At 71.3% G+C, this 14,558-nt stretch carries 9 protein-coding genes, 1 pseudogene and 1 riboswitch; of the genes and pseudogenes, 6 read left to right on the top strand and 4 right to left on the bottom strand.

Annotated elements, in window-relative coordinates:
- Nucleotides 1-61: 61 nt before the first annotated feature.
- Entirely contained in the window at nt 62-220 is a 159-nt protein-coding gene (locus M2271_RS32915) for a hypothetical protein (RefSeq protein ID WP_280891061.1), read from the bottom strand.
- Nucleotides 210-1,623, bottom strand: a pseudogene (locus tag M2271_RS32920) (SWIM zinc finger family protein). Before M2271_RS32920 ends, M2271_RS32915 begins: the two are co-directional and overlap by 11 nt.
- 444 nt (nt 1,624-2,067) lie before the next feature.
- Here M2271_RS32920 and M2271_RS32925 point away from each other — a divergent pair.
- The gene (locus tag M2271_RS32925) at nt 2,068-3,168 is read left to right on the top strand and encodes a GTP-binding protein (protein ID WP_280891118.1); all 1,101 of its coding nucleotides are present in this window, start codon (nt 2,068-2,070) and stop codon (nt 3,166-3,168) included.
- An 88-nt stretch (nt 3,169-3,256) separates the two neighbouring features.
- Here M2271_RS32925 and M2271_RS32930 read toward each other — a convergent pair whose 3' ends face one another.
- Nucleotides 3,257-5,713 carry a DNA topoisomerase IV subunit A gene (locus tag M2271_RS32930; protein ID WP_280891063.1) on the bottom strand — a complete coding sequence of 819 codons (2,457 nt, stop codon included), beginning with the start codon at nt 5,711-5,713 and terminating at the stop codon, nt 3,257-3,259.
- Nucleotides 5,714-6,252: 539 nt separating this feature from the next.
- Between M2271_RS32930 and M2271_RS32935 the strand changes: the two genes are divergently transcribed.
- The 4 genes from M2271_RS32935 to M2271_RS32950 all read left to right on the top strand — a co-directional run bounded on the left by M2271_RS32935 (nt 6,253) and on the right by M2271_RS32950 (nt 11,043).
- The gene (locus M2271_RS32935) at nt 6,253-7,611 is read left to right on the top strand and encodes a pitrilysin family protein (protein ID WP_280891119.1); all 1,359 of its coding nucleotides are present in this window, start codon (nt 6,253-6,255) and stop codon (nt 7,609-7,611) included.
- Nucleotides 7,608-8,996: a pitrilysin family protein gene (locus tag M2271_RS32940; protein ID WP_280891064.1), complete on the top strand. Its 1,389-nt coding sequence runs from the start codon at nt 7,608-7,610 to the stop codon at nt 8,994-8,996. Before M2271_RS32935 ends, M2271_RS32940 begins: the two co-directional genes overlap by 4 nt.
- Nucleotides 8,997-9,182: 186 nt before the next feature.
- Nucleotides 9,183-9,349: riboswitch (cyclic di-AMP (ydaO/yuaA leader) on the top strand.
- Between the two features lie 13 nt (nt 9,350-9,362).
- Nucleotides 9,363-10,127 (top strand): M23 family metallopeptidase, encoded by a 765-nt coding sequence (locus M2271_RS32945; protein WP_280891065.1) that lies wholly within the window; start codon nt 9,363-9,365, stop codon nt 10,125-10,127.
- Nucleotides 10,128-10,347: 220 nt separating this feature from the next.
- A complete protein-coding gene (locus M2271_RS32950) occupies nt 10,348-11,043 on the top strand; it encodes a GntR family transcriptional regulator (RefSeq protein ID WP_280891066.1) in 696 nt (231 codons plus the stop codon).
- 127 nt (nt 11,044-11,170) lie between these two features.
- Here M2271_RS32950 and M2271_RS32955 read toward each other — a convergent pair whose 3' ends face one another.
- Entirely contained in the window at nt 11,171-11,452 is a 282-nt protein-coding gene (locus M2271_RS32955) for an HPr family phosphocarrier protein (protein ID WP_280891067.1), read from the bottom strand.
- 174 nt (nt 11,453-11,626) lie between these two features.
- Here M2271_RS32955 and M2271_RS32960 point away from each other — a divergent pair, with 174 nt between their 5' ends.
- On the top strand, nt 11,627-14,518 hold the full coding sequence (locus M2271_RS32960; RefSeq protein ID WP_280891068.1) for a bifunctional GNAT family N-acetyltransferase/acetate--CoA ligase family protein: 2,892 nt from the start codon (nt 11,627-11,629) through the stop codon (nt 14,516-14,518).
- Nucleotides 14,519-14,558 lie beyond the last annotated feature (40 nt).

Genomic DNA, 14,558 nt, shown 5'->3' on the forward strand with positions numbered 1-14,558 from the left:
AGAAACCCACCGCGGCCGGCCGGCTCGCGCCCGGCGCCCGGGCCCGGGAGACCCGTTGTGCTCAGGCGGTGGCCGGTGCCTCGTGCGCCAGGCAGTCACGCAGCCGGCGCGCCTGCTTGGCGGCCTGCGAGGAGCCACCGCTTTCGGCCGGCTGTTCCAGTCCGGGTATCGCGCCGGTCGCAGCGCCTCGTGCTCGGGTGTCATCGTTGTCATCGCGCATTCCCCGTAGTGGTCGTGGGCGTCGCCGTCCGCGGCGCGGCGTCGCCGGTCCCGCCCTGCCGTGTCATGCGCACCGCCAGCACGTGCTTGCACGGCCCTCGCCCGCCGCGGTACTCCGCCCACCACTGGCAGGTACAGCTCAGCCGCGCGTCCACGTCCCGTACCCGGTACGCGGAATCCCCGGAGATGACTGTGGCGAAGTCGCCGTCCAGGGTGACGGCATCCGCCGCCACGAGCGCCCGGGCGTCCCGCAGCCGCGGGTTGTGCCGCTCCGCGCGGTCGGCGTCGTACGGCAGCTCGCGGTGGAAGTACGCGGCTTCCGCGGTGTCGTAGCCGACCCGGCCCGCGGTGCCCAACCGGGTCAGCGCCGCCCGCACCCGCTCGACGGTGAGCCCGGCCCGCGCCGCGAGGTCGGCCACCTCGATACGCGGCTCCCAGGAGAGCAGTACGGCGACCAACTCGGCGTCGGACGCCGCCTCGTCGGTGGCCAGCGCCTCCAGCACCGCGCCCTCGCCGGAGAAACCCCGCACCGCGTCCGGCGAGAGGGTCAGGGTCAGCCGCATGCCGGGCAGCGCCACCTCCCAGGCGCTGGAGACGGCGGTGCTGCCGGACGCCACCGCCGGACCGTACAGCCGCAACGCCGTGGCATACCGCAGCACCCGGTGCAGGGCCACGAGCCGCTCCGGACCCGGCAGGCACACCGCACCCGGCACCGGACGGGTCACGGGCCGCAGCGAGCGACCTGCGGGCACCACCCACTGGGCCGCGGCCGCGGTACGGGACCTGCCGCGCGGCAGGGACCGCAGGAAACGCACCGCCTCGGCGGCGGGCAGTTCGGCCCGCAGATCGAACCCCGAAGCGATCACCTGCGTCTCGGCGAAGCCGCGCAGCCGGCGCTGCGGCAGCGGCACCTTCTTCTCCACCACCGGGCCGTCGAGCGTGGTGACCGCCAGCTCCTCCGGGCCGATCCGCAGGTGCAGCGGGTCGTGGGCGCCGATCCGTGACAGCGCCTCCCGCAGGGGGTTGTTGACGTCGACGTTGGTGGTGCCGTGCCCGATGTCGTCGCCGTCCAGGCCGTCGTGCAGTACGTCCAGGCGGGCGTACACCCCGCAGCAACCGGAGAAGGACCGAAGCGCAGCCGCTCGCCGTTGCCGGTCACCACCGGATCCAGGGACCCGGTCAGTGTCCGCTGGTAGTAACGGGCGGTGGCAACGTGGGCCACCGACAGCAGCGCCGCCGACGCGGTCTGAGGAGACGTCAGGAACCCGGAAAGAACCGGGGATGGGCCTCAGCCCCGCGCGGGGACAGTCCACCGGAGGTCTGCAGGCCGAGCAGATTGCCCTCGCCGGTGGACCGCACTGCCGACGGCTGGGCGTATGCGTATGCCTGTAACGATCGCGTCATGGGCCAGAAGGTAGACCATGGCACCGACAATCGATCCCAGAATCAGACATAAGTTCGATCTGTGAGGCAAGGGGCCAGGGAGCGGCTCGTATCCTGGGTCGGCAGTCCATTCCTCGTACGTGCGCCCGGGTCGTGAGCCGGTGCGCGCTTCGGTGTGAGAGAGGTCGCACGTTGAGCCAGCCGAGCCCGCATCCGAGCGCAGGCCAGCAACCCGGTATCGGTACCGGCGTCAGCACCGGTACCAGCACCGGCGCCGACGCTGGCACCGGCATCCACGCGGGCACCACCACCGGCATCCACGCCTACGCCGCCTCGCGCATCCACCCCGATGCCAGCACCCGCACCACCGCCGGTATCCGCGTCGGGACAAGCACCGGCACGCAGACGACCCCGACCCCGACCCCGATTCCGGCCCCAACCCCGGTGCCGGCGTCGTACGGCGGCCTGGACCCGGGCCCGGAATCGAGCGTCGGCCCAAGCCCCCGCCCGCGTCAGATCCCCGTCATCGTGCTCGCCGGATTTCTGGGTTCCGGCAAGACCACCCTCCTCAACCATCTGCTCCACCACAGCGGCGGCAGCCGTATCGGTGCCGTCGTGAACGACTTCGGGGCCATCGAGATCGACGCCATGGCCGTCGCCGGCGCGCTCGGGGACTCCACCGTGTCCCTCGGCAACGGGTGTCTGTGCTGTGCCGTCGATGCCAGTGAGCTCGATGTCTATCTCGAACGGCTTGCGCATCCCTCCGCCGGTATCGACGTCATCGTGATCGAGGCCAGTGGGATCGCCGAGCCGCGGGAACTCGTGCGCATGGTGCTCGCCAGCGGGCATCCGGGGATCGTGTACGGCGGGCTCGTCGAGGTCGTCGACGCGGCCGAGTTCGACGACACCCGAGCGAAACATCCCGAGATCGACCGGCACCTCGGCCTCGCCGACCTCGTCGTCGTCAACAAGCTGGACCGGACAGGGGACGCCGGACGTGTTCTCGACCTCGTCGGCTCCCTGACCGACCGAGCCGCCGTCGTGCCTGCTCGCTACGGCCGTATCGACCCCGAGTTCCTGTTCGACTGCCGGCCGAGCGAGGAGCGCGTCGGGCAGCTGTCCTTCGATGATCTGCACGATCACTCGGAGGGGGAGGAGCACGCCGACCATCTGCACTCCGCCTACGACAGCCTGTCCTTCACCTCCGAAGTTCCCCTCGACCCGCGTCGATTGATGCAGTTCCTCGACAGCAGGCCCGAGGGGCTGTACCGGATCAAGGGGTACGTCGACTTCGGGCCGTACGACTCCCGCAACCGGTACGCCGTGCACGCTGTCGGGCGGTTCCTCCGGTTCTGTCCGGAGCCGTGGGCCGCCGCCGAGGCCCAGCTCACTCAGCTCGTGCTCATCGGCTCCGGCATCGACGCCGGAGCCCTCGGCAAGGCGCTGGAGGCGTGCGAGAGCGACGCCCCACACGCCGACGAGCACGGCATGTGGGGCGTTCTGCGCTACGTACAGGACCCGGACGACCCGGACGCCCCGGAGGAAGAGGTCTTCCAGGAGGCCTAGCCCCGCCCCAGGGCCCTAAGTCTGAGGGCGCTGGGTCCGGGCTCCAAGACCCAGGGCCCTGAGACCTGGTGCCCTGAGACTCAGGGCCCTAGAAGGGCCCGGCCACCACCGCCACCGTCTTGGCCAGAGACACGCCCGAGCCGTCGCGGCGCGGGTCCATCTCGGGGAGGTCGGCCGGTGTGCCGTTCTTCTGGGCCGCCTTGGCCGGCGTGGCGCCCGCCCAGGCCAGGGACAGGCAGTCCTCGCCCTTGAGGAAGCGCTGGCAGCGGACACCGCCGGTGGCGCGGCCCTTGCGCGGGTACTGGTCGAACGGGGTCAGCTTGGCCGTGGTCTGCACGGAGTCGTCCAGTGTGCCGCGTGAGCCGGCCACCGTGAACACCACCGCCTCCGCGGCCGGGTCCACCGCCGTGAAGGTGATGACCTTCGCGCCCTCCGTGAGCTTGATGCCGGTCATGCCACCCGCCGGGCGGCCCTGGGGGCGGACCTGCGAGGCCTGGTAGCGCAGCAGTTGCGCGTCGTCGGTGATGAAGATCAGGTCCTCCTCACCGGTGCGCAACTCGACCGCGCCGACGATCCGGTCGCCCTCCTTGAGGGTGATGACCTCCAGTTCGCCCTTGTTGGTCGGGTAGTCGGGGACCACGCGTTTGACCACGCCCTGTTCGGTGCCGATCGCGAGGCCCGGGGACGACTCGTCGAGCGTGGTCAGACAGATCACCGTCTCGTTTCCCTCCAGGGAGACGAACTCCGAGATCGGTGCCCCTCCGGAGAGGTTCGGCGCGACCGCCGTATCCGGGAGCTGGGGCAGGTCGACCACGTTCACCCGCAGCAGACGCCCGGTGGACGTCACCACGCCGATCTCGCCGCGCGCGGTGGCCGGTACCGCCGAGACGATCACGTCGTGCTTGGCTCGCCTGACGTCGGCGTCCTCCGGGAACGGTTCGCCGTTGGCCGTACGGGCCAGCAGATCCGTCGAGGACAGCAGCACCCGGCACGGGTCGTCGGCCACCTGGAGCGGCACGGTCGCCGCCGGAGCGCCGGCCGACTCCAGCAGGACCGTACGCCGCTCGGTGCCGAACTTCTTGGCCACCGCGGCCAGTTCGGCTGAGACCAGCTTGCGCAGCTCGGCGTCCGACTCCAGGATCCGGGTCAGCTCCGCGATCTCCTCGTTGAGCCGCTCCTTCTCCGCCTCCAGCTCGAGGCGGTCGAACTTCGTGAGGCGGCGCAGCGGGGTGTCGAGGATGTACTGGGTCTGGATCTCCGACAGCGAGAAGGCCTCCATCAGGCGCTGCTTCGCCTGGGCGGAGTTGTCGCTGGACCGGATGAGGCGGATCACCTCGTCGATGTCGATCAGCGCGGTGAGCAGGCCCTCGACCAGGTGCAGCCGGTCGCGCCGCTTGGTGCGGCGGAACTCGCTGCGGCGGCGCACGACCTCGAAGCGGTGGTCGAGGTAGACCTCGAGGAGTTCCTTGAGGCCCAGGGTGAGGGGCTGGCCGTCCACCAGCGCCACGTTGTTGACGCCGAACGACTCCTCCATGGGCGTCAGTTTGTAGAGCTGCTCCAGGACGGCCTCCGGCACGAAGCCGTTCTTGATCTCGATGACCAGGCGCAGGCCGTGCGCGCGGTCTGTGAGGTCCTTGACGTCGGCGATGCCCTGCAGTCTCTTCGAGCCGACCAGGTCCTTGATCTTGGCGATCACCTTCTCCGGGCCGACCGAGAAGGGCAACTCGGTGACGACCAGCCCCTTGCGGCGCGGTGTCACGTCGTCCACCGCGACCGTCGCGCGGATCTTGAAGGTGCCGCGGCCCGTCTCGTACGCGTCACGGATGCCGGTCAGGCCCACGATCCGGCCGCCGGTGGGCAGGTCGGGGCCCGGGACGTGCCGCATCAGGGCGTCCAGATCCGCGTTCGGGTAGCGGATCAGGTGGCGCGCGGCCGCGATGACCTCGGCCAGATTGTGCGGCGGCATGTTGGTGGCCATGCCGACCGCGATGCCGGAGGCGCCGTTCACCAGGAGGTTCGGGAAGGCGGCAGGCAGGGCTGCCGGCTCCTGCTCCTGGCCGTCGTAGTTGGGTGCGAAGTCGACGGTGTCCTCGTCGATGGACTCCGTCATCAGGTCCGCCGCCTGGGCCATCCGGCACTCGGTGTACCGCATGGCGGCCGGCGGGTCGTCGTTGCCCAGCGATCCGAAGTTGCCGTGGCCGTCGACCAGGGGGACACGCATCGAGAACGGCTGGGCCATGCGTACCAGGGCGTCGTAGATCGACGTGTCGCCGTGCGGGTGCAACTTACCCATGACCTCGCCGACGACGCGGGCGCACTTCACATAGCCGCGGTCGGGACGCAGGCCCATCTCGTTCATCTGGTACACGATGCGACGGTGTACCGGCTTCAAGCCGTCCCGGGCGTCCGGCAGGGCGCGGGAGTAGATGACCGAGTACGCGTACTCGAGGAACGAGCCCTTCATCTCGTCCACGACGTCGATGTCGAGGATCCGCTCCTCGTACGAGTCGTCGGGCGGCGGGGTCTTCGTGCTGCGGCGGGCCATCGCTGCCGGCTCCTCCTGTTTGCTGGTCGCTCGCCTACGGGGCACTCACGTCGGTGTAGACAGGGCGATCGTGCTCAGCCCTGCGGGCTTCCGCGCGATCACCCTCTCGGCACCGACGCGTCCCTCCGGCTCACTCTTGCTGAAGCGTGAACGGGATCTGACGCGGACCATTGTGGACCGCGGCACTGACAACGACGGACCGGACCCGACGTAAGCCGCCCGGCCCGGCGGCGGGACGTGCCGCCCGCGCCGCTGCGTGCCGCCCAGGCGCGGCACAACTGCCCGCAGGCTACGGCACCGCGACCGCCGCCCGCCTCCGCCTCCCCTCCGCTGCCCGTCCGGGCCCCCTCTCGCACCGCGCGCTCCGTCCGCCCAGGCCTCCCTCCCGGCACCCGCCCACCGCCCGCTCCGATCTCGCTCAGGGCGTACGCGGTGCGGGAACTTCGCGGAGGGTCCGCACGCTTGCATACAGTGGCAGGACCGGCAGGAAAACCGCGGTTTCCAGGACCGCGACCCCGATCGAAGGGACGTACATGCCCATGGGTCACACGGCCACAGCCCAGGCAGGCTCCGGGGGCCTGACAGCGAGCGAGCACCGGCTGGCCAACGGCCTGCGCGTGGTGCTCTCCGAGGACCATCTGACCCCGGTCGCGGCGGTGTGCCTCTGGTACGACGTCGGCTCGCGCCACGAGGTCAAGGGACGTACCGGTCTGGCTCACCTTTTCGAGCACCTCATGTTCCAGGGCTCGGCACAGGTCAAGGGCAACGGTCACTTCGAGCTGATCCAGGGTGCGGGCGGCTCGCTCAACGGCACCACCAGCTTCGAGCGCACCAACTACTTCGAGACCATGCCGACCCACCAGCTGGAGCTCGCCCTCTGGCTGGAGGCCGACCGGATGGGCTCCCTGCTGACCGCCCTCGACGACGAATCGATGGAGAACCAGCGCGATGTCGTCAAGAACGAGCGCCGGCAGCGCTACGACAACGTCCCCTACGGCACGGCGTTCGAGAAGCTGACCGCCCTCGCCTACCCGGAGGGCCACCCCTACCACCACACCCCGATCGGCTCGATGGCCGACCTGGACGCGGCCACCCTGGAGGACGCGCGCGCGTTCTTCCGCACGTACTACGCGCCCAACAACGCCGTCCTGTCGGTGGTCGGCGACATCGACCCGGAGCAGACACTCGCCTGGGTCGAGAAGTACTTCGGGTCCATCCCGGCGCACGACGGCAAGCCCACACCGCGCGACGGCGCGCTGCCCGACGTCATCGGCGAGCAGCTGCGCGAGGTCGTCGAGGAGGAGGTCCCGGCGCGGGCCCTGATGGCCGCCTACCGGCTGCCGCAGGACGGCACGCGCGCGTGCGACGCGGCCGACCTGGCCCTCACCGTCCTCGGCGGCGGCGAGTCCTCCCGTCTCTACAACCGGCTGGTACGGCGTGACCGTACGGCCGTCGCGGCCGGCTTCGGCCTGCTGCGGCTGGCCGGGGCGCCCTCCCTGGGCTGGCTGGACGTGAAGACCTCCGGCGACGTCGAAGTCCCGGTCATCGAGGCGGCCATCGACGAGGAGCTCGCCCGGTTCGCCGAGGAGGGCCCCACGGCCGAGGAAATGGAGCGGGCCCAGGCCCAGTTGGAGCGCGAGTGGCTGGACCGGCTCGGCACGGTCGCGGGCCGCGCCGACGAACTGTGCCGGTTCGCCGTCCTGTTCGGCGACCCGCAGCTCGCCCTCACCGCTGTCCAGCGTGTCCTGGAGGTGAGCCCCGAGGAGGTCCAGGAGGTCGCCAAGGCCCGCCTGCGAGCCGCCAACCGCGCGGTGCTCGTCTACGAGCCCACTGCCGCCGAAGCCGAAGCCGAAGACGCCGCAGCCACCGACGAGAACGACGAGGAGGCGGCCCAGTGACCGAGCTCGCCGCGATGGAATTCCACTCCCAGCCCCAGGCGGGCGAGGCCAGGCCCTGGGCGTTCCCGGCCCCCGAGCGCGGGGCGCTCGACAACGGCCTCACGCTACTGCGCTGCCACCGCCCCGGCCAGCAGGTCGTCGCGGTCGAGGTGCTGCTGGACGCGCCCCTGGAGGCCGAGCCGGCTGGTCTGGACGGCGTGGCCACGATCATGGCGCGGGCCTTCTCCGAGGGCACCGACAAGCACTCCGCCGAGGAGTTCGCCGCCGAGTTGGAGCGCTGCGGCGCCACTCTCGACGCGCACGCCGACCACCCCGGCGTACGGCTCTCCCTCGAAGTCCCCGTCTCCCGCCTGACCAAGGGCCTGGGGCTGCTCGCCGACGCCCTCAGGGCGCCCGCGTTCGCGGACAGCGAGGTCGACCGGCTCGTCCGCAACCGCCTCGACGAGATTCCGCACGAGATGGCCAACCCCTCCCGTCGGGCCGCCAAGGAGCTCTCCAAGGAGTTGTTCCCGGCGACCTCCCGCATGTCGCGTCCGCGCCAGGGCACCGAGAAGACGGTCGAGAGCATCGACTCCGCGGCCGTACGTGCCTTCTACGAGAAGCACGTCCGTCCGGCGACCGCCACAGCCGTGGTCGTCGGCGACCTCACCGACGTCGACCTCGACGCGCTGCTCGGCGAGACGCTCGGCGCCTGGACCGGTTCCTCGGCCCAGCCGCGTCCGGTGCCCCCGGTGACCGCCGACGACACCGGCCGGGTCGTCATCGTGGACCGCCCCGGTGCCGTCCAGACGCAGTTGCTGATCGGCCGCGTCGGCGCCGACCGGCACGCGCGCGTATGGCCCGCTCAGGTCCTCGGCACGTACTGCCTGGGCGGCACCCTCACCTCCCGTCTGGACCGTGTCCTGCGCGAGGAGAAGGGCTACACCTACGGAGTGCGGGCGTTCGGGCAGGTCCTGCGCTCGACCTCGGACGGATCGGGCGCCGCGATGCTCGCCATCAGCGGCTCCGTCGACACCCCGAACACCGGTCCCGCCCTGGCGGACCTGTGGACCGTGCTGCGCACGCTCGCCGCGGAGGGCCTGACCGACGCCGAGCGCGATGTGGCCGTGCAGAACCTCGTGGGTGTGGCGCCGCTGAAGTACGAGACCGCGGGGGCCGTCGCGGGCACGCTGGCCGACCAGGTCGAGCAGCACCTGCCCGACGACTTCCAGGCGACGCTGTACCGGCAACTCGCGTCGACGGGCACCGTGGAGGCCACCGCGGCCGTCGTGAGCGCCTTCCCGGTGGACCGTCTGGTGACGGTCCTCGTCGGTGACGCGGCGCAGATCAAGGCGCCCGTCGAGGCCCTGGGCATCGGCGAGGTCACGGTCGTGTCCGCCGAGTAGCGCCGCGCGCGTGGGGCCCTGGTGACCTGTGAGTCGCCAGGGCCCCTGATGTCCGAATTGAGGGAGAGGTTGCCTGTCTGCCCTGTGGTGTGCGCTACAAACGCCACGATCCGTTTGGGAATTGAAACGTGCCCGTTTAGCGTCGTCCAGGCTGTCCGTCAGGCACCGCGCCGCACCCGCGGCACCGGACAGTCATCGCCGAGTCCCCGCATGGCGCGAGCCAGGGGAGCCGGGGACCCACACCACAAGTCCCTGGGGTGAATCGGACGCCCGCGCGCACCGCGAGGGGGTCCGTAGGAGACCTTCCTGCTCCGAACCCGTCAGCTAACCCGGTAGGCGAGAAGGAAGGAAAGGATCAGCCACCACATGGCGTTCATGTGCGCCGCCGGGAAACACCGTCGTGCCAGCCGGATGAAGCGCGGCACCGTCCGCGCGGCGGGCGTCGCGGCCCTCACCACCACCGGCGTGATCGGCACCCTGGCCGCCCCGGCGCTCGCCGCCGAGCCCGCGGTCGAGCAGACCGGACTCACTCCCGTCATCACCATCGGAGACTCGATCGCCGACGAGATCGGTGTCCAGGCCGCCGCCCAGCAGCAGGCCGCCGACGAGGCCGAGGCGAAGAAGAAGGCCGAGGTGGCCGCGCACATGAAGGCGCTCGCCGAGGTCCAGCAGGCCCGTGCGGCCAAGGCACGCGCCGCCCGCGCGGAGGAGCGCAGGCGCCTCAACGCCTACGTCGCCCCGATCTCCGGCTCGTACGTCTCCACCGGCTACCAGTCCAGCAGCTCCCTGTGGTCCTCCGGCAGCCATACCGGCATCGACTTCCACGCCTCGACCGGCACCTCCGTCCACGCGGTCGGTTCCGGCACCGTGGTCGAGGCCGGCTGGGGCGGGGCGTACGGCAACCAGATCGTGATCAGGATGAATGACGGGACGTACACCCAGTACGGCCACCTGTCGTCGATCGGTGTCTCGGTGGGCCAGAGCGTCACCCCGGGCCGGCAGATAGGTCTCTCCGGGGCGACCGGCAACGTCACCGGCCCGCACCTGCACTTCGAGGCCCGCACCAGCCCGGAGTACGGCTCGGACATCGACCCCGTCTCCTACCTCCACGCGCACGGTGTGAACGTCTGACGCACCTCCGCGCGCACGGCGTGGACGTCTGACGTCACGCGGCGGGACAAGCTGCGGCCCCGGCTCCCCGAGCCGGGGCTTTCGTCGTTTCAGAAGCCCGCCTGTCCAAAAAGTATCCATGGATTCCGGCCCGCCATCGGAAATTCCGGCTCATTGCAATAGAGTCACTGAACACACGTCAATCGTCGACGTTTCACGGGGATTAAGGCGGAGGTCGGTCATGCGTATTCCGGCGCACTCGGTATGCACCGCGATCCGGGACGACATCGTCGCGGGTGTCTACGAGCGCGGCAGCCGGCTCACCGAGGAACTGCTCGCGCGCCGCTACGGCGTCTCGCGTGTCCCCGTCCGGGAGGCCCTGCGCACGCTGGAGGCGGAGGGCTTCGTGGTGACCCGGCGGCACGCGGGCGCGTGCGTCGCGGAGCCCACCGAGCAGGAGGGCGCCGACCTCCTGGAGATGCGCATGTTGCTGGAGCCGCTCGGCGCCTCCCGGGCCGCCCAGCGGCGTACCGACGCCCATCTCAAGGTGCTGCGGGGCCTGGTCCGGCTGGGCCAGGAGCGAGCCAGGCGGGGCAACAGCGAGGACCTGCGCTCGCTGGGCAGCTGGTTCCACGAGACGCTCGCCCAGGCCTCCGGCAGCCCAGCGATGACGTCGATGCTGACCCAGTTGCGCCACAAGATCGCCTGGATGTACGCCGTGGACGCGCCGGCCGACCCGGTCGAGTCCTGGGTGGAGCACGGCGCGATCGTGGACGCGGTGGCGCGCGGCGACAGCGAACGCGCCCGGGCGGTCACGGCGCTGCACACCGAGCGCTCGACGGGCGCGCACCGGCTGCGTTTCCCTTCTCGGACGGATCGCCCGGACCGTGTGAGGAACTCGCAACATCCCGTAAACATGCCGAGCCTGCGGCATTAACACGGGCGCCGTATACAAAGTAGGGGTAATTCCTGGGGGATTATTTCTGCTGCCCGTCACCGGGAAATGCAAAGGGCTCGCCCGATAATTCGGACGAGCCCTTTTGTCGTGCTTACGGCGTCTGCGCTCAGACGGTCTCGGGAAGTTGCTCGAGGCCCTCGGAAACAAGCTTCGCGAGACGGTCGAGGGCGGCGTCCGCCCCCTCGGCGTCGGACGCGAGGACGATCTCCTCGCCCCCCTGGGCGCCCAGGCCCAGAACGGCCAGCATGGAGGCCGCGTTGACGGGGTTTCCGTCGGCCTTGGCGATCGTCACCGGGATACCTGCGGCCGTGGCGGCCCGGACGAAGATGGAGGCGGGGCGGGCATGGAGACCCTCGGCCCAGCCGACGTTGACGCGGCGCTCAGCCATGTGATGCTGCCCTTCGATGTTCAGGGTTGTCTAGACCAGTTTCCCCTACGTGAAGCATGCGGAGCGGTCCTTCGTCCCGCCCCTTGATGCCGTCGGACCGCGGCCTCGGTCCGACGTCCGTCCTCCACAGACTGCCCCGCGCCGCTGTCGCACGCGAGCCGTACTCTGGGGCCCATGCAGACCTCGTCGGACCGGCACGAGTACCCCGCCCACTGGGAGGCCGACGTGGTGCTGCGCGACGGTGGTACCGCGCGCGTCCGGCCCATCACCGTCGATGACGCCGATCGCCTCGTCAGCTTCTACGAGCAGGTCTCGGACGAGTCGAAGTACTACCGCTTCTTCGCGCCCTACCCGCGCCTGTCCGCCAAGGACGTCCACCGCTTCACGCACCACGACTTTGTGGACCGGGTGGGACTCGCAGCCACCATCGGCGGCGAGTTCATCGCCACCGTACGCTACGACCGCATCGGCCCCGACGGCATGGCCGCGTCCTCCTACCCGTCGCCCACCGCCACCCTTGCCGGAGAGCGCGTCGCGCCCGCCCCTCCTGTCGCCGACGAGGCCGAGGTCGCCTTCCTCGTCCAGGACGCCCACCAGGGGCGCGGGGTCGCCTCCGCCCTCCTCGAACACATCGGAGCCGTCGCCCGCGAGCGGGGCATCCGCCGGTTCGCCGCCGAGGTCCTCCCCGCCAACACCAAGATGATCAAGGTGTTCACGGATGCCGGGTACACGCAGAAGCGCAGCTTCGAGGACGGCGTCGTACGCCTGGAGTTCGACCTGGAGCCGACGGACCGCTCCCTCGCCGTGCAGTACGCGCGCGAACAGCGCGCCGAAGGCCGGTCCGTGCAGCGGCTGCTGATGCCCGGGTCCGTCGCCGTCGTCGGGACCGGCCGTGCGCCCGGCGGGGTGGGCCGCAGTGTCCTCGACAACATCAGGGACGCCGGGTTCACGGGCCGTCTCCATGCCGTGAACAGGTCCCTGCCCGAGGGGCAGAAGGAACTCGACGGGGTGCCCGGGTACCGCTCGGTGCGCGACATCGACGGGCCGGTCGACCTCGCCGTCGTCGCCGTGGCCGCGGAGCACGTTCCCGACGTCGTCGAGGAGTGCGGCCGGCACGGCGTGCAAGGGCTTGTCGTGCTCTCCGCCGGGTACGCCGAGAGCGGGCCCGAGGGGCGCGAGCGACAGCGCGAACTCGTCCGGCACGCGCGCGCGTACGGCATGCGGATCATCGGCCCGAACGCCTTCGGGATCATCAACACCTCGGTGCGGGTACGGCTGAACGCCTCCCTCGCCCCCGAGATGCCCCGGCCCGGCCGCATCGGGCTGTTCTCCCAGTCCGGCGCCATCGGTATCGCCCTGCTGTCCCGGCTGCACCGGCGCGGCGGCGGAGTCACCGGGGTGACCGGCGTGTCGACGTTCGTGTCGTCCGGCAACCGGGCGGACGTGTCCGGCAACGACCTCCTTCAGTACTGGTACGACGACCCGGACACCGACGTCGTGCTGATGTACCTGGAGTCCATCGGCAACCCGCGCAAGTTCACCCGCCTCGCACGCCGGACGGCGGCCGCGAAACCGCTGGTCGTGGTGCAGGGCGCGGGCTCCGCGCCGCAGGGCCACGCCGTACGGGCCACGCGGTTGCCGCACGCCACGGTGTCCGCGCTGCTGCGCCAGGCCGGGGTGATCCGGGTGGAGACGATCACGGAACTGGTGGACACGGGGCTGCTCCTCGCGCGCCAGCCACTCCCGGCCGGCGCCAGAGTGGCGATCCTCGGAAACTCCGAGTCGCTCGGGCTGCTCACGTACGACGCGTGTCTCTCCGAGGGACTGCGACCGCTGCCCCCGCTGGACCTGACGACGGCGGCCTCGCCGGCGGACTTCCACCGGGCGCTGGCGCGGGCGCTGGCGGACGGTGCCTGCGACGCGGTGGTGGTGACGGCGATACCGGCTCTGGGGGAGGACTCGGCCGGGGACGCGGCACTGGCCGAAGCCCTGAGGTCCGCCGCCGAGCAGGTCCCCGGCAAGCCGGTGCTGGTGGTCCACGTGGAACTCGGCGGGCTTGCGGAAGCCCTGTCGGCCGCGGCGAGCACCGCACCTCAGCCGGGTTCGACCAGCTCCGGCGTCGCCGTCCGGCCCCACCCGCTCCGCCCCCTGGACCGGCTGGCGGTGAAGGCGACGGACGAGGTGCCTGCCGCCCAGAGCTGCTCCCGCCTCATCCCTGCCTACCCCGCCGCCGAACGCGCCGTGAGAGCCCTCTCCGAAGTGGTCCGGTACGCGCAGTGGCGGCGGGACGCCGCCGACCCCGGCAAGGTGCCCGATTTCGAGGACATCGACGAGAAGGGCGCCGCCGCACTGGTCCACGGACTGCTCGCGCGCGGGCAGGGCCTCACTCTCGGCGCCGAGGAGACCGGCGAGTTGCTCGGCACGTACGGCGTGCGGGTGCACCGGTCCCTGCCCGCACCCACCCCCGAGGACGCCGTCCGGGCCGCCCGCGACCTCGGCTACCCGGTCGCCCTCAAGGCCACCGCCCCGCATCTGCGCCACCGTGCCGACCTCGGCGGCGTACGGCTGGATCTCGCGGACGAGGAGCAACTGGGGCGGGCGTACATCGAGTTGACCGAGCTGTTCGGGAAGCCGGAGGAGCTGCGGCCGGTGGTGCAGAGGATGGCACCGCGGGGAGTCGACACCGTTGTCAGGGCCGTCATCGACCCGGCGGCCGGAGCCGTCCTGTCGTTCGGGCTCGCCGGGGCCGCCTCCCAGCTGCTCGGGGACATGGCGCACCGGCTCGTCCCGGTCACCGACCGCGAGGCCACCTCACTGGTCAGGTCGATCCGGACGGCACCCCTCCTCTTCGGCTGGCGCGGCTCCACCCCCGTCGACACCCCCGCGCTGGAGGAACTGCTGCTGCGGGTGTCACGGCTGGTCGACGACCACCCGGAGGTCGTCGCGGTCACCCTCGAGCCGGTCGTTGTCGCCCCGCACGGCCTGAGCGCCCTCGGCGCCTCCGTGCGCCTGGCGACCCCACCCGCCCGCGACGACCTCGGCCCACGGACACTGCCCGTGTACTGACCCGTGTACCGAGACGTACCCGAGACCCCCATGAGCGTGC

The organism is Streptomyces sp. LBL (assembly GCF_029893585.1).
In the GTDB taxonomy this organism is placed as follows: domain Bacteria; phylum Actinomycetota; class Actinomycetes; order Streptomycetales; family Streptomycetaceae; genus Streptomyces.